15 protein-coding genes are annotated in these 20,205 nt (G+C 66.6%); 9 read left to right on the top strand and 6 right to left on the bottom strand.

The annotated features are described in order from the left end of the window. Positions 1-604: 604 nt before the first annotated feature. On the top strand, positions 605-2,233 hold the full coding sequence (gene pgi / locus V5F26_RS08860) for a glucose-6-phosphate isomerase (protein WP_394947469.1): 1,629 nt from the start codon (positions 605-607) through the stop codon (positions 2,231-2,233). 14 nt (positions 2,234-2,247) lie between these two features. Here pgi and V5F26_RS08855 read toward each other — a convergent pair whose 3' ends face one another. Beyond that, complete coding sequence (locus V5F26_RS08855) at positions 2,248-2,718, bottom strand: CBS domain-containing protein (protein ID WP_234052639.1); 471 nt, start codon at positions 2,716-2,718, stop codon at positions 2,248-2,250. Between the two features lie 391 nt (positions 2,719-3,109). Further along, on the bottom strand, positions 3,110-4,348 hold the full coding sequence (gene carA / locus V5F26_RS08850; protein ID WP_394054734.1) for a glutamine-hydrolyzing carbamoyl-phosphate synthase small subunit: 1,239 nt from the start codon (positions 4,346-4,348) through the stop codon (positions 3,110-3,112). 375 nt (positions 4,349-4,723) lie between these two features. Here carA and V5F26_RS08845 point away from each other — a divergent pair, with 375 nt between their 5' ends. After that, positions 4,724-5,185 carry a GatB/YqeY domain-containing protein gene (locus V5F26_RS08845; RefSeq protein ID WP_234052641.1) on the top strand — a complete coding sequence of 154 codons (462 nt, stop codon included), beginning with the start codon at positions 4,724-4,726 and terminating at the stop codon, positions 5,183-5,185. A 256-nt stretch (positions 5,186-5,441) separates the two neighbouring features. Here V5F26_RS08845 and V5F26_RS08840 read toward each other — a convergent pair whose 3' ends face one another. Continuing rightward, positions 5,442-6,860, bottom strand: coding sequence for an alanine/glycine:cation symporter family protein (locus tag V5F26_RS08840; RefSeq protein ID WP_394054736.1), 1,419 nt, complete (start codon positions 6,858-6,860; stop codon positions 5,442-5,444). 299 nt (positions 6,861-7,159) lie between these two features. Here V5F26_RS08840 and dnaG point away from each other — a divergent pair, with 299 nt between their 5' ends. Together dnaG and rpoD are read left to right on the top strand one after the other, a co-directional pair. Continuing rightward, complete coding sequence (gene dnaG, locus V5F26_RS08835; protein ID WP_394054738.1) at positions 7,160-9,145, top strand: DNA primase; 1,986 nt, start codon at positions 7,160-7,162, stop codon at positions 9,143-9,145. A gap of 231 nt (positions 9,146-9,376) precedes the next feature. Beyond that, positions 9,377-11,377, top strand: coding sequence for an RNA polymerase sigma factor RpoD (rpoD, locus tag V5F26_RS08830; RefSeq protein ID WP_234054261.1), 2,001 nt, complete (start codon positions 9,377-9,379; stop codon positions 11,375-11,377). Positions 11,378-11,497: 120 nt separating this feature from the next. Here the strand turns inward: rpoD and V5F26_RS08825 are convergent, their stop codons facing one another. From V5F26_RS08825 to V5F26_RS08815, 3 genes are all read right to left on the bottom strand, one after another. Continuing rightward, positions 11,498-12,529: an NUDIX domain-containing protein gene (locus V5F26_RS08825; RefSeq protein WP_394947470.1), complete on the bottom strand. Its 1,032-nt coding sequence runs from the start codon at positions 12,527-12,529 to the stop codon at positions 11,498-11,500. Positions 12,530-12,616: 87 nt separating this feature from the next. After that, positions 12,617-13,636, bottom strand: a complete 1,020-nt coding sequence (locus V5F26_RS08820) for a peptidoglycan -binding protein (RefSeq protein WP_394054742.1) — start codon at positions 13,634-13,636, stop codon at positions 12,617-12,619. Positions 13,637-13,639: 3 nt separating this feature from the next. Next, positions 13,640-14,668: a flagellar motor protein MotA gene (locus tag V5F26_RS08815; protein ID WP_394054744.1), complete on the bottom strand. Its 1,029-nt coding sequence runs from the start codon at positions 14,666-14,668 to the stop codon at positions 13,640-13,642. Positions 14,669-14,735: 67 nt separating this feature from the next. Here V5F26_RS08815 and V5F26_RS08810 point away from each other — a divergent pair, with 67 nt between their 5' ends. From V5F26_RS08810 to hisD, 5 genes are all read left to right on the top strand, one after another. Then, positions 14,736-15,047 carry a hypothetical protein gene (locus V5F26_RS08810; RefSeq protein WP_394059697.1) on the top strand — a complete coding sequence of 104 codons (312 nt, stop codon included), beginning with the start codon at positions 14,736-14,738 and terminating at the stop codon, positions 15,045-15,047. Between the two features lie 71 nt (positions 15,048-15,118). Then, positions 15,119-16,408, top strand: coding sequence for a UDP-N-acetylglucosamine 1-carboxyvinyltransferase (murA, locus tag V5F26_RS08805; RefSeq protein ID WP_394947471.1), 1,290 nt, complete (start codon positions 15,119-15,121; stop codon positions 16,406-16,408). A gap of 185 nt (positions 16,409-16,593) precedes the next feature. Next, a complete protein-coding gene (locus V5F26_RS08800; RefSeq protein ID WP_394947472.1) occupies positions 16,594-18,156 on the top strand; it encodes a putative bifunctional diguanylate cyclase/phosphodiesterase in 1,563 nt (520 codons plus the stop codon). A gap of 178 nt (positions 18,157-18,334) precedes the next feature. After that, the gene (locus V5F26_RS08795) at positions 18,335-18,796 is read left to right on the top strand and encodes a DUF2948 family protein (RefSeq protein ID WP_394054750.1); all 462 of its coding nucleotides are present in this window, start codon (positions 18,335-18,337) and stop codon (positions 18,794-18,796) included. A 103-nt stretch (positions 18,797-18,899) separates the two neighbouring features. Further along, positions 18,900-20,204, top strand: coding sequence for a histidinol dehydrogenase (gene hisD, locus V5F26_RS08790; RefSeq protein WP_394054751.1), 1,305 nt, complete (start codon positions 18,900-18,902; stop codon positions 20,202-20,204). The last annotated feature ends 1 nt before the right edge of the window (position 20,205 follow it).

Genomic DNA, 20,205 nt, shown 5'->3' with positions numbered 1-20,205 from the left:
AAAGCTCCCGCCCCATCGCTCCGTGTGCTTCGGACGCATCCCTCGCAAGGCACAGCTGCGCCCGCCCTTGCTGCAAGGCGCCACCGGGGGGACTCGGTCACCAAGGATCGCTGCCCTCCTCGCCACCCGACTCTCGCCGGCAGCCTCAAGATCCAGAAGCCTCAAGATCCGCTTGCGGTGAATTCTCTCGTCCCCCCGGATGCGGCCCAACCAGGGCGTGCTATAGGAGCCGGATCGGGAATGCGCTTTCCGCGCGATTTCGGGGGCACGGGCGCATGGTCGGCGCGCGGGCACGGCAGGCAGGACGCTGCGCTGCCGCCCAGGCATGTCCCCGTTTCGCGGAATCGGAGAGATGCTTTAGCCTGTTGAGTTGACGCGTTTTCTTGATACGAGCTGGGATCCACTGCGCTCGAAGACGCCCTTGGGTCATCACTCCACCACGCAATCGCCTTCAATCGGGCAGTCACGGCACATGAGCGACGTACTGCGGTCAACGTCCGGGGGCATGAAGAGCCTCGGTACCTCAACCCCCGTGAGACCGGCTTCCGAGGATCCGCAGGGTTCTGCCCTGCGGCCGGCGGATGGTCCAAGGACCGCTTCGTCCATGACCGCGACTCAACCCCTCTGGCGCATGCTTTCCTCCACCCGGGCGGCCACCCGCCGCCCGCTGCGCGAGCTCAATGCGGAACCGCGCCGCTTCGAGTCCTTCTCGCGCAGCCTGGGAGATTTGCTGCTCGACTTCTCCAAGACCGAGCTGGATGCCGATGCCCTGGCGCTGCTGCTGCGGGTGGCGGAGGTGGCCGGCGTGGCGCGCCAGCGCGATGCCATGTTCGCCGGCGAGCGGATCAATGCCACCGAGCACCGCGCGGTTCTGCATGTGGCCCTGCGCGACAGCACGCCCGCGCCGCTCATGCTCGACGGCGTGGATGTGAAGGCCGAGGTTCGCGCCAGCCTGGAGCATCTTGCCGCCTTCGCCCGCGCGGTCCGGGACGGGAGCCTCAGGGGCGCCACCGGAAACACCTTTACGGATGTGGTCAATATCGGCATTGGAGGGTCCGATCTTGGCCCGGCCATGACCACGCTCGCGCTCGCGCCTTATCATGATGGTCCGCGCTGCCATTTCGTCTCCAATGTGGATGGCGCCCACATCGCCGACACGCTCAAGGGGCTGGATCCCGCGCGCACCCTCTTCATCGTGGCGTCCAAGACCTTCACCACTGTGGAGACCATGTGCAATGCCCGCACGGCGCGCGGGTGGATCGCGGGCGCGCTGGGCGAGGATGCCGTCGGTGCCCATTTCGCGGCTGTCTCCACCGCCACGGACAAGGTGCAGGCCTTCGGCATCTCCGCCGCCCGCACCTTCGCCTTTTGGGACTGGGTGGGTGGTCGCTATTCCCTGTGGTCGGCCATCGGCCTGCCGGTGATGCTGGCCATCGGGCCCGAGCGCTTCCGCGAGCTGCTCGCCGGCGCGGAGGCCATGGACCACCACTTCCGCACCGCGCCGTTCGAGGACAACCTGCCGGTTCTGCTGGCCCTGATCGGCCTGTGGCACCGCGATGTGTGCGGCTATGTCAGCCGCGCCGTAATCCCCTATGACCAGCGCTTGGCGCGCCTGCCCGCCTATCTCCAGCAGCTCGACATGGAGAGCAACGGCAAGAGCGTGACCCGGGATGGGCAGCCTGTGGGCCAGCCCACCGGCCCCATCGTCTGGGGCGAGCCGGGCACCAATGCCCAGCACGCCTTTTTTCAGCTGCTGCACCAGGGCACCGAAATCGTGCCCGTGGAATTCCTCATTGCCGCCGAGGGGCACGAGCCGCAGCTGCGCGCGCACCATGAGCTGCTGGTGGCAAGCTGCCTCGCGCAGTCCGAGGCGCTGATGCGGGGCCGCACCCTGGAGGAAGCAACCGCGCAGCTGCGCGCCAAGGGACTGCCCGAAGCGGAGGTGGCGGCCCTCGCGCCCCATCGCGTGTTCCCCGGCGACCGCCCCTCCGTCACCCTGGCCTATCGCCAGCTCGACCCCTACACGCTGGGCCGTCTCATCGCCCTCTATGAACACCGCGTGTTCGTCGAGGCGGCGGTGTGGAACATCAACGCCTTCGACCAGTGGGGCGTGGAGCTGGGCAAGGAAATGGCGACGGCTCTGCTACCGGCCGTGCGGGGCGAAAGCGCGCCCGCCGGCGCCTCCGCCTCCACGCTCGGCCTGCTGGCTCACCTCTCACCACGCGCCCGCTGAGCGATCGCCTTTTCTCAGCGCAGTACCGCGAGTTCCGGCGTGGTGCTGCCGAGAAAGGCATCGGCAATGCCCCGCGCCTCCGCCTCCCGCAGGAAGTGGCGCAGCAGGTCGGTGGCGCTGATAACGCCAAGCAGCGCAAAATCCTCCATCACCGGCAGATGACGCACCTGATTCTCGTTCATGAGCCGCAGGGCCGTGACGATGGAATCGGAGGGCTCGCAGCAGATCAGCTCCCGTTCCAGGAACGAGGCGAGCACCATGTTCGGCGTGGCGGAGCCGTTCTCCAGCAAGGCGCGGGTCACGTCACGTTCCGAGAACACGCCGATGACGGTGCCGTGCTCGGACGGGCATTCATCCATCACCAGGACGGATGACACGTTCTCCCGCTTCATCAGCAAAGCGGCCTTCGCCACGGTGTCCGAGACACGGATGGCGATGATGCGGGTGTCGCGCTTCTCGCGCAGGATGTCGTCCACGGTGATCACTGCGTTCCCTCCTCGCCCGGCTGGCGACGATTGCGGCGGCGGATCTCCGGACACGCTTGCTTGACGCCTCCAGCCACCCTCATGGTGGGGTGCGACAAATCGCCATGTCAACACAAACTGCGACACTTTAGCTCAGGATACCGCTTCCGAGCCGCGGAATACCGTTGGGGCAGCTGCGCAGGCGCGCAACCACGCTCCGCCGGGCGAAAGCCCCGGGCGCGTGGCCTCTACGATCAAAGGTAAAAGGGGCGGCTGACAGAGGGGTGCGAGGGCGTCCTCGCGCGGAGCGGGGCCCCGCCTGCTTCAGGAGAACGTGTCACCTCAAGGCCTTATGGCCTCCCCCCAACGGCAAAGGGGGGCGCCCCGCCAGGCGGCGGGGCGCCAAGGCGGCTCAGGCCGCCTTGTTCTTCGCGATCAGTTCCACGAACCGGTCGAACAGATAGTGGCTGTCCTGCGGGCCGGGGCTCGCTTCGGGGTGATACTGCACGGAAAACACCGGCTTGTCCGACAGTGCAATGCCGGCATTGGAGCCGTCGAACAGGGAGACATGGGTCTCCACCGCATTCTTCGGCAGGCTCTCCCGGTCCACGGCAAAGCCGTGATTCATGGACGTGATCTCCACCTTGCCGGTGGTGAGGTCCTTCACGGGGTGGTTCGCGCCGTGGTGGCCCTGGTGCATCTTCACGGTGGTCGCGCCCACGGCGAGGCCGATCATCTGATGGCCAAGGCAGATGCCGAAGGTGGGCACTCCCGCCTCGATCACCGAGCGGATGACCGGCACCGCATATTCCCCCGTCGCCGCCGGATCACCGGGGCCGTTGGAGAGGAACACGCCATCGGGCTTCAGCGCCAGGATGTCCTCGGCGGAGGTGGTGGCCGGCACCACGGTCACCTTGCAGCCTGCGGCGGCGAGCAGGCGCAGGATGTTGCGCTTCACGCCATAGTCCACGGCCACCACGTGGTGGCTGGGCGCCTCCTCGCGGCCATAGCCCTCGGGCCACTGCCACGGGGTCTCGCTCCAGTCGAAGCGCTGGGCGGTGGTGACCGAGGGCACCAGGTCCATGCCCACCAGGCCCGGCCAGGCGCGGGCCTCGGCCTTCAGGGCGGGAATGTCGAAGATGCCGGTGGGCGAATGGGCGATCACCGCATTGGGCATGCCCGCTTCGCGGATCAGCGCCGTCAGCGCCCGGGTGTCGATGCCGGTGATGCCGGGAATGCCGCGCGCCTTCAGCCACGCATCCAGCCCGCGCGTCGCGCGGTAGTTGGACGGCGCGGTGATGTCCGTGCGCAGCACCACCCCCCGCACGCCCGACGCGGCCGCCATGGACACCGTTTCGATGTCCTCTTCATTGGTGCCGACATTGCCGATATGCGGGAAGGTGAAGGTGATGATCTGCCCCGAATAGGACGGATCAGTGAGGATTTCCTCATAGCCGGTCATGGCGGTGTTGAAGCACACCTCGCCAGCCAGCGTGGTTTCGGCACCGATGCCGAAACCCTCGAGCACCGTACCGTCGGCAAGGACGAGAACGGCGGTGGGGACAGGCTCGCTCCAGCTGTCGGCCGCAGCAGAGCGCCCGGAACCGGTAGAGAGCGGCTCGGTGGGGGTCTGGTCTTGTTCGTTCGTCATGGATCGCCTAGATAGAGCGTCACGCGCCGCGTTTCCAGCGTCCGCGCGCGAAAAAACGTGTGCGCCGTCGCCCGGCGATCAAGATCCGGTCCGGCAGCCAGGATGGCCTCGCCCCGTTCCCCAAGGGAGCGTTCGCGAAGCCCCCCGCAAACCGGCCCTTTCGCCTGCAGGCCCGGCCAAACGACACTGGACCATTTGAGCCCAAGCGGGCCAAAGCCATGGGTGAACCGCGACGGGTGAGCCGTGAAGTGAATACGGGGGCCGCAACCTCAGGTCCATCAGATCTCGCTTCGAGGTCGGCACCAAGCCCTGCGCGCCCACCCGGCCCTTCCGCCCGATTGTCCCGCCCCGCTCTTCTTGCAAGGAAATCGATCCGTGCTTCGTGACGACATCAACGCCGCCCTCAAAGAGGCGATGAAGGCCCAGGACAAGCGCCGCCTGTCCACGCTGCGCCTCGTCAACGCCGCCCTGAAGGACCGCGACATCGAGCAGCGCGGCCACGGCAAGGACCCCCTCACCGACGACGAATTGCGCGCGCTGCTCGCCAAGATGGTGAAGCAGCGCGAGGAAAGCGCCAAGATCTACGAGGAGGGCGGCCGCCCCGAGCTCGCCGAGCAGGAGCGCGAGGAAATCGGCTACATCCAGCCTTTCCTCCCGCAGCAGCTGTGCGAGGCCGACACCCGCGCCGCCATCCAGACGGTGATCGGCGAGATCGAGGCCAAGGGTATCAAGGACATGGGTCGCACCATGGCCGCCCTGAAGGAGCGCTATGCCGGCGCCATCGATTTCGGCAAGGCCTCCCAATGGGTGAAGGACGCCCTGACCGCCGCCGGCTGACCCTTCGCGGAGCAGCGGAAGCAACCGGGTGAGCATCGCGATTCGCGGAGCTCACCCGTGCCTCAACGTCCACTGGCCGCAAGGCCCAGCCTCCCGGCCATTGCTCGGATCCACGCCGCAGGCCCAAGCCCCGCGTGTGTCCGCATGACCAGCCGCCATGCGGCCTCGGCTCTTCAGGGAAGCCTGAGACGGCCTGTCCTTCGGCCATCCCCGGCTTGCTCCCCCCGCACCGGCTCTCACCTCGCCTGGAAGCACCCTAGCGGCGGCTCCAGATCTCGGCGTCGATCTGATCCTTCAGCTCGGGCATCTCGCTCGCCAGGAACATGGGTTCCAGGCCGGCCCGGCGCTTGTCGAGATAATCCTTGGTCAGCTTGGTCACGAGGCCGGAGAGCAGCACGATGGCCACGAGGTTGATGGAAGCCATCAGCCCCATGGCCGCGTCCGCCGTGTTGAACACGGTGGCCACACTCTGCAGCGAGCCCCAGATCACCATGCCAAGCAGCGCCATCCGCAGGATCGCCACCCCCGCCACATGGCCGTGGCCCAGGAACACCAGCGCATTCTCAGCATAGGAATAGTTGCCGATGATGGAGGTGAAGGCGAAGAAGAAGATGGCGATGGCCACGAAATAGCGCCCGGCCGAACCGACATAGGTCTCCATCGCCGCCTGGGTCAGCTGGGTGCCGTTGACGCCATTGCCCGGCACCAGCACGTCGGCCAGCAAGATCAGCAGCGCGGTGGCGGTGCAGATGACGATGGTGTCAATGAAGACACCCAGCGACTGCACGAAGCCCTGGCTCACCGGGTGGTGCGGATCGGGCGTCGCCACAGCGGCGATGTTGGGTGCGCTGCCCATGCCCGCTTCATTTGAGAACAGGCCGCGCTTCACGCCATTCATCATGGCCACGGTCACGGCCCCCATCACGCCGCCGGCCGCGGGCTCCAGGCCGAAGGCGCTGGCCACGATGTGATAGAGCATGGCCGGCACTTCAGTGATGTTGGTGATGAGCGCGTAGAAGGCAAACAGCACGTAGGCGCCCGCCATGAACGGCACCACCAGTTCCGCCGTGCGGGCAATGGCCGCGATGCCGCCGAAGATGATGATGCCGGCGAGCGCCGCGATGACCACGCCGGTGCCGAGCTTGGGCAGGCCGAAGGCACCTTCCATGGCATCGGCGATGGAATTGGCCTGCACCGCATTGAACACCAGGCCGAACGAGATGATGAGGCAGACCGAGAAGACCGCCCCGGCCCACGGCGCCTTCAATCCCTTGGCGATATAGAAGGCCGGGCCGCCGCGATAGCGGCCCTCATCGTCCTTCACCTTGTAGAGCTGGGCCAGGGTGTTCTCGGCGAAGGCCGTGGCCATGCCCAGGGTGGCCACCACCCACATCCAGAAAATGGAGCCCGGCCCGCCGAGATAGAGCGCGACCGCCACGCCCGCGATATTGCCGGTGCCCACCCGCGAGGCGAGCGAGGTGCACAGGGCCTGGAACGGCGTGATGCCGGATTTGTCCGTGGCATTGGCCCGGAAGACGGAGCGCAGCATCTCCGGAAAATGGACGACCTGGATGAAACGCAGCCGGAGCGTGAAATAAACGCCCACCGCCAAAAGGCCGTAGATGAGCACATAGCCCCAGAAGATCGTGTTCAGAAAATCGATGATCGCGTCCATGGCCCCGCGCCCCGCTGCACGCCTCTGGTCCCGCTCTCTGCGGTTGTGGGGTCGAGGCTATCTTCGGCCACGGCGAGCGTCCATGGCAAAGCTCGCGTTTTGCGCCCCCGCCGCGCGCTTTCCGCTCCGCGAGCCGGCCATGTGGATAATGAGGATAGCGGGCGCATGTGGTGCGGGCGGGCAATCGCCGCGCGGATCATCAGAAAGCCCAAGTGGTGTGCATTTACACATGGGAGCTAGGATGCGGTTTCGCCTCCGCTCCGCCCATTCACCGTCCCCTGTGCTGAACTGATTCGCGAATGCGCTTTTCGCCCGCGTTCCTTGACGAGATCCGCGCCCGCCTGCCGGTGTCGGAGGTGGTGGGCCGTCGCGTCAAGCTGAAGAAGCAGGGGCGCGAGTTCGCCGGCCTCTCGCCCTTCAACGCGGAAAAGACACCCTCCTTTTTCGTGAACGATCAGAAGGGCTTCTATCACTGCTTCTCGTCCGGCAAGCACGGCGACGTGTTCGATTTCCTGATGGAGACGGAGGGCCTGCCCTTTGGCGAGGCGGTGGAGCGGCTGGCCTCCATGGCCGGCCTGCCTTTGCCGGAAGAGACGCCCGAGGCCGCCGCCCGGGAGGAGCGCCGCCGCTCCCTCTATGAGGTGATGGCGCTGGCCGCCCGCCATTTCGAGGAAACCCTGCAATCCCGGCTCGGCGCCAAGGCCCGCGGCTATCTGGCCGACCGCGAGCTGGGCCCCACCACCCAGCAGCGCTTCCATCTGGGCTACGCCGCCGGCGAGCGCTTCCACTTGAAGGAGGCGCTCGGCAAGCAGGGGGTGCCGGTGGAAGCCATGGTGGAAGCCGGCCTTCTCATTTCCGGCGAGGACATCCCGGTTCCCTATGACCGGTTCCGCGACCGCGTGATGTTCCCCATCACCGACCTGAAGGGCCGCGTGGTGGCCTTCGGCGGCCGCGCGCTGGAGAAGGATGTTCCGGCCAAGTACCTGAATTCGCCGGAAACTCCGCTCTTCCACAAAGGCAGCCTGCTCTATAACGGCTTCGACGCGCGCGCCGCCGCCCACAAGGGCGCGCGGGTGATCGTGGTGGAAGGCTATGTGGACGTGATCGCCATGGTGGAGGCCGGCTTCGGCGGGGCCGTGGCGCCACTGGGCACCGCCCTCACCGAGGACCAGCTGCAGCTTTTGTGGCGCATGTCCGAGGAGCCGCTGCTGCTGTTCGACGGCGACAAGGCCGGCCAGCGCGCCGCCGCCCGCGCCATGGATATCGCCCTGCCCCATATCAAGGCGGGCCGCTCCCTCACCTTCGCCACCCTGCCCGACGGCCAGGACCCCGACGACCTCATCCGCCGTTCCGGCCGCGAGGCCATGGAGCAGGTTCTTGCCGGCGCCCGGCCGCTGGCCACCGCGCTCTGGGAACGGGAGAGCGGCGCCGCCGCACTCGACACGCCGGAGCGCCGCGCCGCCCTGGAAGCACGCCTTAACGAGGTTGTGAACACCATCGCCGACGAGACCGTGCGCAAGCACTACCGGCAGGACATGAATGAGCGCCTGCGCGCCCTGCTGGCCCCCGCAGGCGGGCGCGGCGGCCGGCGTGAGGCCGGCGGCTGGCAAGGCGCTGGCGGGTCAGGCGGTGGGTGGAGCGCGGGCCGCTCCGGCGGGCGCGGCGGGGACCGCGGGCGCAATGCCGGACGCGGCGGGGCGCGCGAGATCGGCTTCGCCTCCGTGGGCGGCGAGATCGCCCAAACGGCATTGGTGCGCGGGCCGCTGGCGGCACTGCCCCGCAATGAGGCCCTGTTGCTGTTCTGCCTCATCAACCACCCCTTTCTGCTGGACGAGGCGGCGGAGGATGTGTCGGAGCTGCCATTTGCCAACCCGGAAGCGGACCGGCTGCGGCACGCGCTGGTCGCGGCGCACCTGGAAGGGCCGACCGCTGCGGAGGATCAAGGGGATACCCTGGCCGAGCGCCTCGACCGGGCCGACCTCGAGGACCTCTCACGTAGGGTCAAGAGCCTCTCCAACCCGAAAATGGACTGGCCAGCTTATCCTGATACCGCAAAAGAGGATGCAAGACTCTGGTGGCAGCAGCGGACGGCCTTGCATCGCAAGGCTTACGCGCTATCTAGGGAACTGAAGGAAGCTGAGAGATCCCTGGGGGAGGACCCCAGCGAGGCGAATTTTGCCTGGCTGCGCGACGTCCACGAGCGCCTGTCCACCGTTGAAGGGATGGACGCGCTGGTGGAGGGTTTTGGCGCGCTGTCCGGCCGCAGATCCGCGCGGTCGGTCTAGGCGCGGTGCGCGAAGCCGGGAAAGGCGGTCTCGGGTGAAGGCCCGTTTCGGGCGGGCGGGGATCGCACGGTTTGGGTGACCCATCCAGTTGGATGGGCGGCCGTTCAGGCGGGCTTAACGGTAACGTGTTCAAAAGAGCGCGACCGGAGCCGAATACGACAGGCGGCGGAGCCCCGGGGGCTGCGTCGCCATTTCGCCGTTGAAGATCGGCGAGATCATCAGGAGATGTCCATGGCGAAGCAATCTGCCGAGACGACCGAAGCGCCCGAGAAGGAGACCGACGCCCCCGACGGGCCGTTGCTCGACCTCTCGGACGCGGCCGTCCGGAAGATGATCAAGAACGCCAAGCGCCGGGGCTATGTGACCTACGAGCAGCTCAATGAGGTGATGCCCTCCGACGAGGTCACCTCCGAGCAGATCGAGGACACCCTTGCCATGCTCAATGACATGGGCATCAACGTGATCGAGGCCGAAGAGGCCGAGGCCGAGGAGAATGGCGAGGAAGGCGAAACCCCCGAGGAGCCCGAGGAGGCCGAAGGCGGCGAGCTGACCGAAGCCGCTCCGCGGGCGCTGGCGCGTTCCGAGACCAAGTCCGAGCCGGCCGAGCGCACCGACGACCCGGTCCGCATGTACCTGCGCGAGATGGGCTCGGTGGAACTGCTTTCGCGCGAGGGCGAAATCGCCATCGCCAAGCGCATCGAGGCCGGCCGCGAGGCCATGATCGCCGGCTTGTGCGAAAGCCCGCTCACCTTCCAGGCCATCATCATCTGGCGTGATGAGCTGGTGGAAGGCAAGGTTCTGCTGCGCGACATCATTGACCTCGAGGCCACCTATGCCGGCCCCGAGGGCAAGAACCCGCCGGCGGCGCTGGGCGAGGAAGCCGCCCTTGCGCCCGAGGCGGGCGAGGACGGCATTCTGGGCGAGCCCCCCATTCCGGAGGGCGACGAGGACGACATGGAAAACTCCATGTCGCTCGCGGCCATGGAAGCGGAGATCAAGCCGAAGGTGCTGGAAACCTTCGACCGCATCGCCGGCTCCTATGTGAAGCTGCGCCGCCTGCAGGATCAGAACGTCGAATCCAAGCTCAAGAACGAGACCCTGTCGCCGGCGCAGGAGCGCAAGGCGAAGAAGCTCAAGGAAGATCTCGTTCTCGACGTGAAGAGCCTGTCGCTCAACCAGGCCCGCATCGACGCGCTGGTGGAGCATCTCTACGAGATCAACAAGCGGCTCGTTTCCCTTGAGGGCCGCCTGCTGCGCCTTGCGGAAAGCTATGGCGTCACCCGTGACGACTTCCTGAAAAACTATCTGGGTTCCGAGCTCGACCCCAAGTGGGTGCTGCGCGTGTCCAAGCTGGGCTCGCGGGGCTGGAAGGGCTTTGTGGCCCACGAGAAGGACGGCATCAAGGACCTGCGCGGCGACATCCACGCTCTGGCCACCGAAACGGGGCTGGAGATCGCGGAATTCCGCAAGATCGTGCAGATGGTGCAGAAGGGCGAGAAGGAAGCCCGCCAGGCCAAGAAGGAAATGGTGGAGGCAAACCTTCGCCTCGTCATCTCCATCGCCAAGAAGTACACGAACCGCGGCCTTCAGTTCCTGGATCTGATCCAGGAAGGCAATATCGGCCTCATGAAGGCGGTCGACAAGTTTGAGTACCGGCGCGGCTACAAGTTCTCCACCTATGCCACCTGGTGGATCCGGCAGGCCATCACCCGCTCCATCGCGGACCAGGCCCGCACCATCCGCATTCCGGTGCACATGATCGAGACGATCAACAAGATCGTGCGCACCTCGCGCCAGATGCTCCACGAGATCGGCCGCGAGCCGACCCCGGAAGAGCTGGCCGAGAAGCTCGGCATGCCGCTGGAAAAGGTGCGCAAGGTGCTGAAGATCGCCAAGGAGCCGATCTCCCTCGAAACGCCCATCGGCGATGAGGAAGATTCGCACCTGGGCGACTTCATCGAGGACAAGAACGCCATCCTGCCCATCGATGCGGCCATCCAGTCCAACCTGCGCGAAACCACCACGCGGGTTCTGGCCTCCCTCACCCCCCGCGAGGAGCGCGTGCTGCGCATGCGCTTCGGCATCGGCATGAACACCGATCACACGCTGGAGGAAGTGGGCCAGCAATTCTCGGTGACGCGCGAGCGTATCCGCCAGATCGAGGCCAAGGCCCTGCGCAAGCTCAAGCACCCGAGCCGCTCGCGCAAGCTGCGCTCGTTCCTGGACAATTGATACCGAAGGCCCGTGCGCACCGCTCACGGGCCTTCAATCTAGCCTTTCGTTTTACGCGCGTCCTTCACGCGAACCGGCATCCAACTTCCTCGGACACGCTTCAGCGAAGTGGTTGCGGCCTCAGTGTTCCGCAAAGCCTTGCGAGAGAAGAGGCTTGATCTTCCTGTAGGTTTCCCGCGCTTCCGTCGCAATGGGCCGCCGCCCGTATTGATTGGGCGCCCCCATGGCAAGCCAGGCTGCCAGGATCATGAGTCCGGATGGCACCCAGCGCGCATTGGCCGACCGCACGTTTTCACCCGTGATCAACGTGGCGAGCTCGGACAGGGAATACCAATCCACCTCCCCCTCGCCCGACCTCTGCACATCGTCGACATCGTCTTCACTCACGGCGATGCCCGCGATGATGTATTGAATGAACCCGGTCGTCACTTCCTGTGATACGATTACATTTTTGTACATATTATTGTTTTCTTGAAATTGGAGGGAAGTTTCCTCCCGCACTTCGCGCAACGCCGCATGCAACAAGGGATGCTTGCTGATATCATCATGGCGATGGATATTATCTGCGGGCTCATAATTTCCGCCCAGGATATGGAAGCAGTTTTTATAGGTTGCAACGAGGCCTGATCGCCGCATCAGCAGCACACGACTGCGCCTAGGGTCAAATACAATCGCGCCACAGGAGATAATAGGCGGCTTCTCACCGCATCGGCGGGCGGCAACGATGCGGGAATAGACGGTGGAATAGGCAGACACGGCCTCTGCATGCTCCGATTGCCACTCCTTACGCACAGCAAGGGCATGCGACCCATCTTTTTCGACCCTCAACTGACTGAGCGCGCGTGAAATATTCTCCGCATCCCAACCAACTTTAGGATAGTCAGCCTTACTTAAAACGCTGCCCTCCAAGCGTATAGTGGGCATCCCACTCGTGCGGACATGATAGAGATGCGAGCGATCTTTGCTGATAGTGTTCAGCTCAGTGATTTCACCGACGCTGAGTCCCCGAACAGATCTGGCCCACTTTCTGCCTCGCCACCATTCGCGCACTCGCCTGAAGACAGGCCATCCAACGATAATCACAAACAAATACGGGACGATCTTTTCCAAGATCGTTACTATATTTGCGGCATTACCGAGCCACGTCGACATGTCACCCGCGCTCATAGCACCCCCCCGATCAGCCGCATGCTTATGCAGGGGCCTCACCGCAGCATAGGCCTTCTCACAGGCCTTCTGCTACCGTTCCGTCAGCTTCAACTCGATGCGGCGGTTATGGGCGTGGGCCTCGTCCGAGGTGCCGGTGTCTAGGGGCTGGAACTCGCCGAAGCCGGCGGCGATCAGGTGTTGCGGGCTCACGCCCTTGCTGATGAGATATTGCACCACCGCGATGGCGCGGGCCGCCGAAAGCTCCCAGTTGGAGGGAAATTGCGCGGTGGCGATGGGCCGGTTGTCGGTGTGGCCGTCAATGCGCAGGGCCCAGCTGATGTCCGCCGGAATCTCCTTCTCCAGGTCCAAAATGGCGGAGGCCAGCTTGTCCAGCTCCGCCTGGGCCTCGGGCTTCAGGGTGGCGGAGCCGGGATCGAAGAAAATTTCGGATTGGAACACGAAGCGGTCGCCCACCACGCGGATCTCGGGCCGGTTGCCCAGGATCTGGCTGAGCCGGCCGAAGAATTCGGAACGGAATCGCGTCAGCTCCTGCACCCTTTGGGCCAGGGCCACGTTCAGCCGCCGGCCGAGATCGGCAAGCTTGGCCTGGCTCTCCTTGTCCTTCTGCTCGGAGGCGTTCAGCGCCTCTTCAAGGGCCGCCATCTGGCGGCGCAAGGCGGCGATCTGCTGGTTGAGCAGGTCGATCTGCGAGAGGGCGCGGCTGGCCACATCCTTCTGGGCGTCGAGGTCGCGGGCCAGCGCCTGCTCGCGACCGGTGTCAGGGGCGGCAGGGGTGGCGGCGAGGCGACCGCGCAGGCTGTCGCGCTCGGCCTCCGCCGCCTCCAGGGAGGCGCGCACGGCGGCAAGCTCGGTCTCGTTATTCTGTCCGCTCGCCCGCTCCAGCGAGAGCAGCTCAGTCAGCTGGCGAATCTGCGCCTGAAGGCGCTGCAGCACGTTGTCCTTGCCCGTCATCTCCTGGGTGAGGAAGAATTGGGTGAGCATGAACACGGACAGCAGGAAGATGAAGACGAGCAGCAGCGTCGACAGTGCATCGACGAAGCCCGGCCAGTAATCGATGTGGCGGTCGCGCCCGCGTCGGCCCAGGGCCATGGCTCACCTCTGCTCGGCGTCGGCGGAGATCTTTTCGAGCCGCTCCACCAGATGGCGCAAGTCTTCCTGCTGGCGGCCATGGGTGTCGATGAGCTGCTTGATGAGCACCTGCTCGGAGCGCAGATGCGTCACCAGCCCCTGGAGGCTCTCGGCCAGATGCGACATGGCGGAGATCACCCGCTGGGAACCGGCCTCGGCCATGGTTTTTTCCAGCCGGTTGATGGCGCCGATCAGCGGCTCCATGTCCGCCGAAGGGGCCGGCAGCGCCAGTAGCGCGCTCCCCTCCGCCGGCCGCTCGGCGCCGGGCAGGCGATCGAGATCGCGCACGGTGGTGGAGAGCCAGTCCTCAAGGTCCGTATAAAAGCGGTTCTGCGCCTGGCCGGCCTGAAGGTCGAGAAAGCCCAGCACCAGCGAGCCCGCAAGGCCGAAGAGGGAGGACGAGAAAGCCAGCCCCATGCCGCCGAGGGGCGCGGCAAGGCCGCTCTTGAGGTCCTCGAACACGGAACCGGAATCCGGCCCCACCTGCAGCGCGCTGATGACCTGGCCGATGGAGGACACCGTTTCCAGAAGGCCCCAGAAGGTGCCGAGCAGGCCCAGGAACACCAGAAGGCCGGTGAGATAGCGCGCCATGTCGCGGCTCTCATCCAGGCGGGTGCCGATGGAATCGAGGATCGAGCGCATGGTGGTCTGGGAAATGGCCATGCGGCCGATGCGATCGCCCAGCAGCGCCGCCATGGGGGCCAGCAGCGTGGGCGTGCGCGCCACCGCAAGGCCGGGATCGGCGAGGCGGAAGGAATTCACCCAGTCCACCTCGGGGAAAAGCCGCGCCACCTGGCGGATGGCGAGAATGATGCCGATGGCCAGGACGCCGAAAATGACGCCGTTGAGCCCCGGATTATTGAGGAAGGCGGCGAAGATCTGACGATGCAGCACCGCCGCCAGGGCCGCGCACAGGGCCAGGAATACCAGCATGCGCACCAGGAAGATGCGCGGCGACGAGAGTTTCAGGAAAGGATCGACGGCGCGCGTCATGCTTGCTCCCGAGGGGTTGGCTCCCGCATGCAGGTTCGGGCGGGGACTATGGCACAGCGCGCGGCAAATGACACCGCGCCACGTGCCGTTGCGGACGATCTGGAATGAATCGAAGCCGGCGGGCGGCCTTGCATCGGCCACATGGGACGGCTACGTGGACCGCATGTCGCAGCCACAGGACAAGACCGCCCGGCTGGCCGCCGCCCTCAAGGCGAATCTGGCGCGCCGCAAGGCCCAGACCCGCGCCCGCAACGAGGCCGGCTCCCCCGATGAAGCCTCCCCGCCGGACGGCGGCGCGGAACGGGACACCGCACGCAATGGTGGCAATGGGAATGGGCCGGGCGAGGCCGCGATTGTGCCGGACGGAAAGGCACGCTAGACCTTGACTTTTAACAGCGCCCCGGGTGGACCGGGCGCCGGCCGCTTGGCCTCCGGGGACACAGGACCAGCATGGACAAGATTCGCATCGTCGGCGGCAACGCGCTTCACGGCACCATCCCCATCTCCGGCGCCAAGAACGCAGCCCTGCCCTTGATGATCGCGAGCCTCCTCACCGAGGAGAAGCTGGTGCTGGAGAACGTGCCGCGCCTCGCGGACGTGGCCCTGCTTCAGCGCATCCTGGGCAATCATGGCGTGGACATCACCACCAATGGCAAGCGCACCGGGGACGATCCCAATGCCGGCCAGACGCTGGAGATCGACGCCCGCGTGATCGTCGACACCACCGCGCCTTATGATCTGGTGTCGCGCATGCGTGCCTCGTTCTGGGTGCTGGCGCCGCTGGTGGCGCGCATGGGCGTGGCCCGGGTCTCGCTGCCCGGTGGCTGCGCCATCGGCACCCGGCCGGTGGACTTCCACCTGGATGCGCTGCGGGCGCTGGGCGCCGATATCGACATTGACGGCGGCTATGTGCTGGCCAAGGCGCCCAAGGGGCTGAAGGGCGCGCGCATCGTGTTCCCCAAGGTCTCGGTGGGCGCCACCCATACCGCTCTGATGGCCGCCGCCCTCGCCGACGGCGAGAGCGTGATCGAGAATGCCGCCCGCGAACCGGAAGTGGCCGATCTGGCGGATTGCCTGGTGAAGATGGGCGCGCGCATCTCCGGAGCCGGCAACGCCACCATTCACGTCCAGGGCGTTCCGCATCTGCGCGGGGCCCGCCATTCCGTGCTGCCGGACCGCATCGAAACGGGCACCTATGCCATGGCCACCGCCATGGCGGGCGGCGACGTGCTGCTGGCCGGCGCCCGGCCCGATCTTCTGGAAAGCGCGCTCGACATCCTGCGCGCCGCGGGCGTGGAGGTGGAAGCCACCAATGAAGGCATCCGCGTGCGTCGCAACGGGGCGGGCATCCTGCCCGTGGAAGTGAGCACGGCGCCCTATCCGGGCTTCCCCACCGACCTGCAGGCCCAGCTCATGGCCTTGATGACCAAGGCGAAGGGCCGCTCGCGCATCACCGAAACCATCTTCGAGAACCGCTTCATGCATGTGCAGGAGCTGGCCCGGCTCGGCGCCAAGATCCATCTCGACGGCGACACCGCCACCATCGAGGGGGCGGAGCGCCTGACCGGCGCGCCGGTGATGGCCACCGACCTTCGCGCCTCCGTCTCGCTGGTGATCGCCGGCCTTGCGGCGGAAGGCGAAACGCTGGTGCAGCGCGTGTATCACCTGGATCGCGGCTTCGAGAGGCTGGAGGCGAAGCTGTCGCGCTGTGGCGCCGAGATCGAGCGCATCAGCGGCTGAGCTACTCGCCCAACGTCCATCATTGCCCGTGATCACAGCCCCGGCCTCTGGCGCGGGGCTGTTTCATTTTGCCACCAAATGGCAATGCCCCGGTGCACCGCCTTGGCTATTCAAGCACCGGCCTGCGGACTATTATTGAGCTGGCAGCGGAAGAAACGCTCCCCGATCAGAAGCGAAGCAATAAAATGTCCTCGCAGCGCATCATAGCGGAATCCCGGCGGCGGTATTGGAAAGTCTACCTTACGATCGCCGTCGCTGCGCTATTGCTGTTCGCGGTATTATACAACCTTAACGTTCTGGAATATAGCAGCACCATCGCGCAGGAGTATTCGTCTTGGCCTGTGGATGGTCTCTTCGCGCTGCTGCTGACCGCCGCATTCGCCTCGATCGCGGTGCTGGCGGTGCACGAACGCCAGCTCCAGCGGGAGGTGGCGCAGCGCCGCCAGGCCGAGGACCTGGCGCAGACCGCGTTTCGCTATGACAGCCTGACCGGCATTTCCAATCGCGTGCTGTTCCAGGAAGAGTTTTCGCGGGCCTTGAGCCAGGCCCGATCCAATGAAACGCGCCTTGCGGTGCTGGTGATCGACATCGACGAGTTCCAGCAGGTGAATGACGCGCACGGGCATGATGTGGGCGACGCGGTGCTGACCACCCTGGCCGGGCGCCTGCGCGGCATCGTCCGCAAGGAGGACGTCCTCGCCCGCCTCGGCGCGGACGAGTTCGCCATTCTCTTCCCCATGCGCAATGAGAGCACGGAGGCCCTGTTCCGCCTCGCGGAGCGGATCCTGCAGGCGGCGCATGATGACATCGAGGCCCCGAACCGGAACCTCCGGGTTTCCGCCTCCATCGGCATCGCCAAATTCCCGCGTGATGGGGACGCGGAAGCCGGGCTGCTGCGCTGCGCCGAGGCGGCGCTGGTCCAGGCCAAGGCGACCGGCAAGGACCGCTATTCGCTCTATGACAGCAGCCTGGATGCGCGCCGGCGCGAGCGCCTGGAAACGGAAGCGGAGCTGCGCGCGGGCCTGGAACGGGGCGAGATCATCGCCCTCTACCAGCCACTGGTGGACCTCGACACCCAGCGCACCGTGGGCTTCGAGGCCCTGGCGCGGTGGCGTCACCCGGTCCGCGGGCTGCTGGGCGCGCCCGATTTCATCCCCATCATCGAGGATGCCGGCCTTGCCGGGCCCCTGCTGCAGGCCATGCTGCGCCGGGTCTGCGACGATTCCCGCCACTGGCCGGCCGGCGTGCGCGTGGCGGTCAATCTCTCGCCTCCGCAATTGCTGGACCCCGAGCTGCCCGACTCCATTCTCGACCTGCTGCGGCAGATGGGGGTGGAGCCGTGCCGGATCGAGCTTGAGATCACCGAAACCGCCCTGTTGCAGGACTTCGAGGCCGCGCGGCGCGCCATGTCGGTGCTGCGCGAGGCGGGCGTGCACATGTCGCTGGACGATTTCGGCACCGGCTATTCCAGCCTGCGCCACCTGCACGAGCTGCCCATCGACAAGATCAAGATCGACCGTTCCTTCACCAGTCGCCTCTCCAGCGACGCCCAATGCCGCAAGATCGTCGCCTCCATGCTGAGCCTGAGCGAGGCCCTGGGCCTGACCACGGTGGCCGAGGGCGTGGAGCTGCCGCAGCAGGCGGAATGGCTGCGCACCCACGGCTGCACCCTGGGGCAGGGCTATCTGTTCGCCCGCCCGCTTCCGCCCACCGACGCCTTCGGCACCGTGCGCGACCAGGCTGGCTGACAGCCCCGCCCAGGGGCCCCCACCACGACATGGACAGGCAAGCGAAAGCGCAAGGGTGGGGCGGCCGCGCCCACAGCATCCTAGCCATGCGCGGGTGGCGACATTGAAACCTGCCGCTGCGCTCTCTATGTCCAGGAAAGCCGGGGAAACGGCGCAAAAATGCCAGAAGGCGCCCGCCATGACCGATCTCAAGCTGCTCGCCCTCGATGAAGAGGACCTCGCCGTCGTCTCCGCCCATCTGCAGGATGCGGTGGTGAAGGTGACGGACATGGGTTTCCTGCCGACGGTCCAGCGCTTCGCCCTGCTGCTCAACCGGTTCGACTGGGACCGCGCGGTGCTCACCCATGAAAAGGTGCGCCGGCGCGCGGGCCTGCACTTCGAGCGCGTGCGCGACGCCAAATGCCGGGGCATGGACCTCGCCCGGCGCAACGGCGTGCTCAATCTCCTGGCCGTCACCTTCATTCCCACCGATACGCCCTCGGGCTATGTGCTGCTCACCTTTTCCGGCGGCGCCGAGGTGCGGCTCGAGGTGGAATGCATCGAGGCAAGCCTGCGCGATCTGGGCCCGGCCTGGGGCTGCGCCCATACTCCCCACCACGAAGGCCCGGCCGCCCGGCAATCCGGCACCGACGCCGCCTGACCGCCCTGCCCCAAGGCAAGCGGGCCCCTCCTTCCGCGCCGCGAATGCGCCAAGCGTGACGGCGGGGCTTCCCTCCGCCCCCGTCCTGATCTAGCAAGACCCCATGCCTATCCGTCTCGATACCGAAGATTCCGATTTCGCCGCGCGCTTTGCCGAGTTCCTCGGCTCCAAGCGGGAGGCCTCCGTCGATGTGCAGGACCAGGTGGCCGCCATCATCGCCGACGTGCGCGCGCGCGGCGACAAGGCCCTGATCGACCTCTCCCGCACCTTCGACCGGGTGGACCTGGAAGCCCTGGGTATCCGCGTGACCGACGCGGAGATCGACGCCGCCCTCGCCTCCATCCCGGCCGAGACGCGCGAGGCGCTGGAATTCGCCAAGGCCCGCATTGAGCGGCACCATGCCCGCCAGCGCCCCACCGACGAGACCTATGTGGACGCCGCCGGCGTCACTCTGGGCCATCGCTGGACCAGCGTGGATGCGGTGGGCCTCTATGTGCCAGGCGGCACCGCCGCCTATCCCTCCTCCGTGCTCATGAACGCGGTGCCGGCCCAGGTGGCGGGCGTGCCGCGCATCGTCATGGTGGTGCCCGCACCCGATGGGCAGATCGCCCCGCTGGTGCTGGCCGCCGCGCGCCTTGCCGGCGTGCACGAGGTGTATCGCGTGGGCGGCGCCCAGGCGGTGGCGGCGCTGGCCTTCGGGACCGACACCATCGCCCCGGTGGACAAGATCGTGGGCCCCGGCAACGCCTATGTGGCCCAGGCCAAGCGGCAGGTGTTCGGCAAGGTGGGCATCGACATGGTGGCCGGCCCCTCCGAGGTGCTGATCATCGCCGATGCCGACGCCAATGCGGACTGGATCGCCGCCGACCTTCTGGCCCAGGCGGAGCACGACACCGCCGCCCAGTCCATCCTCATCACTGATTCGGACGACCTCGCCACCCGCGTGGTGGCCGCCGTCGAGGGCATGATCGAGACCCTGCCCCGGGCCGAGATCGCCCGTGCCTCCTGGCGCGACCACGGCGCCGTCATCAAGGTGCGCAGCCTGGACGAGGCCCTGCCTTTGTCCGACCGGATCGCGCCCGAGCACCTGGAGATCCAGGCCGCCGACGCCGACCGGCTGGCGGCGCGCATCCGCCATGCGGGGGCCATCTTCATCGGCGCCTACACGCCGGAAGCCATCGGCGATTATGTGGGCGGCACCAACCACGTTCTGCCCACGGCCCGCTCGGCCCGCTTCTCCTCGGGCCTCAGCGTGCTCGATTTCATGAAGCGCACCTCCATCCTGAAGCTGGACGCCAGCGCCCTGGAAAAGGTGGGCACCGCCGCCGTGCGGCTGGCCGAGGTGGAGCGCCTGCAGGCCCACGGCCGGTCCGTGTCCATCCGCACAAATGCCGGAGGGGGGCAATGAG

It is taken from the genome of Xanthobacter variabilis, assembly GCF_043831965.2.
Lineage (GTDB): Bacteria > Pseudomonadota > Alphaproteobacteria > Rhizobiales > Xanthobacteraceae > Xanthobacter.
Note: the sequence above shows the minus strand (reverse complement) of the source record. Positions and strands in the feature narration are given on the sequence as shown.

What these genes read in the sequence shown, in the direction of transcription:
- pgi (WP_394947469.1), top strand. Translation starts at nt 605, where the DNA reads ATGACCGCGACTCAACCCCTCTGGCGCATGCTTTCCTCCACCCGGGCG.
- carA (WP_394054734.1), bottom strand. Translation starts at nt 4,348, where the DNA reads ATGACGAACGAACAAGACCAGACCCCCACCGAGCCGCTCTCTACCGGT.
- V5F26_RS08840 (WP_394054736.1), bottom strand. Translation starts at nt 6,860, where the DNA reads ATGGACGCGATCATCGATTTTCTGAACACGATCTTCTGGGGCTATGTG.
- dnaG (WP_394054738.1), top strand. Translation starts at nt 7,160, where the DNA reads ATGCGCTTTTCGCCCGCGTTCCTTGACGAGATCCGCGCCCGCCTGCCG.
- rpoD (WP_234054261.1), top strand. Translation starts at nt 9,377, where the DNA reads ATGGCGAAGCAATCTGCCGAGACGACCGAAGCGCCCGAGAAGGAGACC.
- V5F26_RS08825 (WP_394947470.1), bottom strand. Translation starts at nt 12,529, where the DNA reads ATGTCGACGTGGCTCGGTAATGCCGCAAATATAGTAACGATCTTGGAA.
- V5F26_RS08820 (WP_394054742.1), bottom strand. Translation starts at nt 13,636, where the DNA reads ATGGCCCTGGGCCGACGCGGGCGCGACCGCCACATCGATTACTGGCCG.
- V5F26_RS08815 (WP_394054744.1), bottom strand. Translation starts at nt 14,668, where the DNA reads ATGACGCGCGCCGTCGATCCTTTCCTGAAACTCTCGTCGCCGCGCATC.
- V5F26_RS08810 (WP_394059697.1), top strand. Translation starts at nt 14,736, where the DNA reads ATGACACCGCGCCACGTGCCGTTGCGGACGATCTGGAATGAATCGAAG.
- murA (WP_394947471.1), top strand. Translation starts at nt 15,119, where the DNA reads ATGGACAAGATTCGCATCGTCGGCGGCAACGCGCTTCACGGCACCATC.
- V5F26_RS08800 (WP_394947472.1), top strand. Translation starts at nt 16,594, where the DNA reads ATGTCCTCGCAGCGCATCATAGCGGAATCCCGGCGGCGGTATTGGAAA.
- V5F26_RS08795 (WP_394054750.1), top strand. Translation starts at nt 18,335, where the DNA reads ATGACCGATCTCAAGCTGCTCGCCCTCGATGAAGAGGACCTCGCCGTC.
- hisD (WP_394054751.1), top strand. Translation starts at nt 18,900, where the DNA reads ATGCCTATCCGTCTCGATACCGAAGATTCCGATTTCGCCGCGCGCTTT.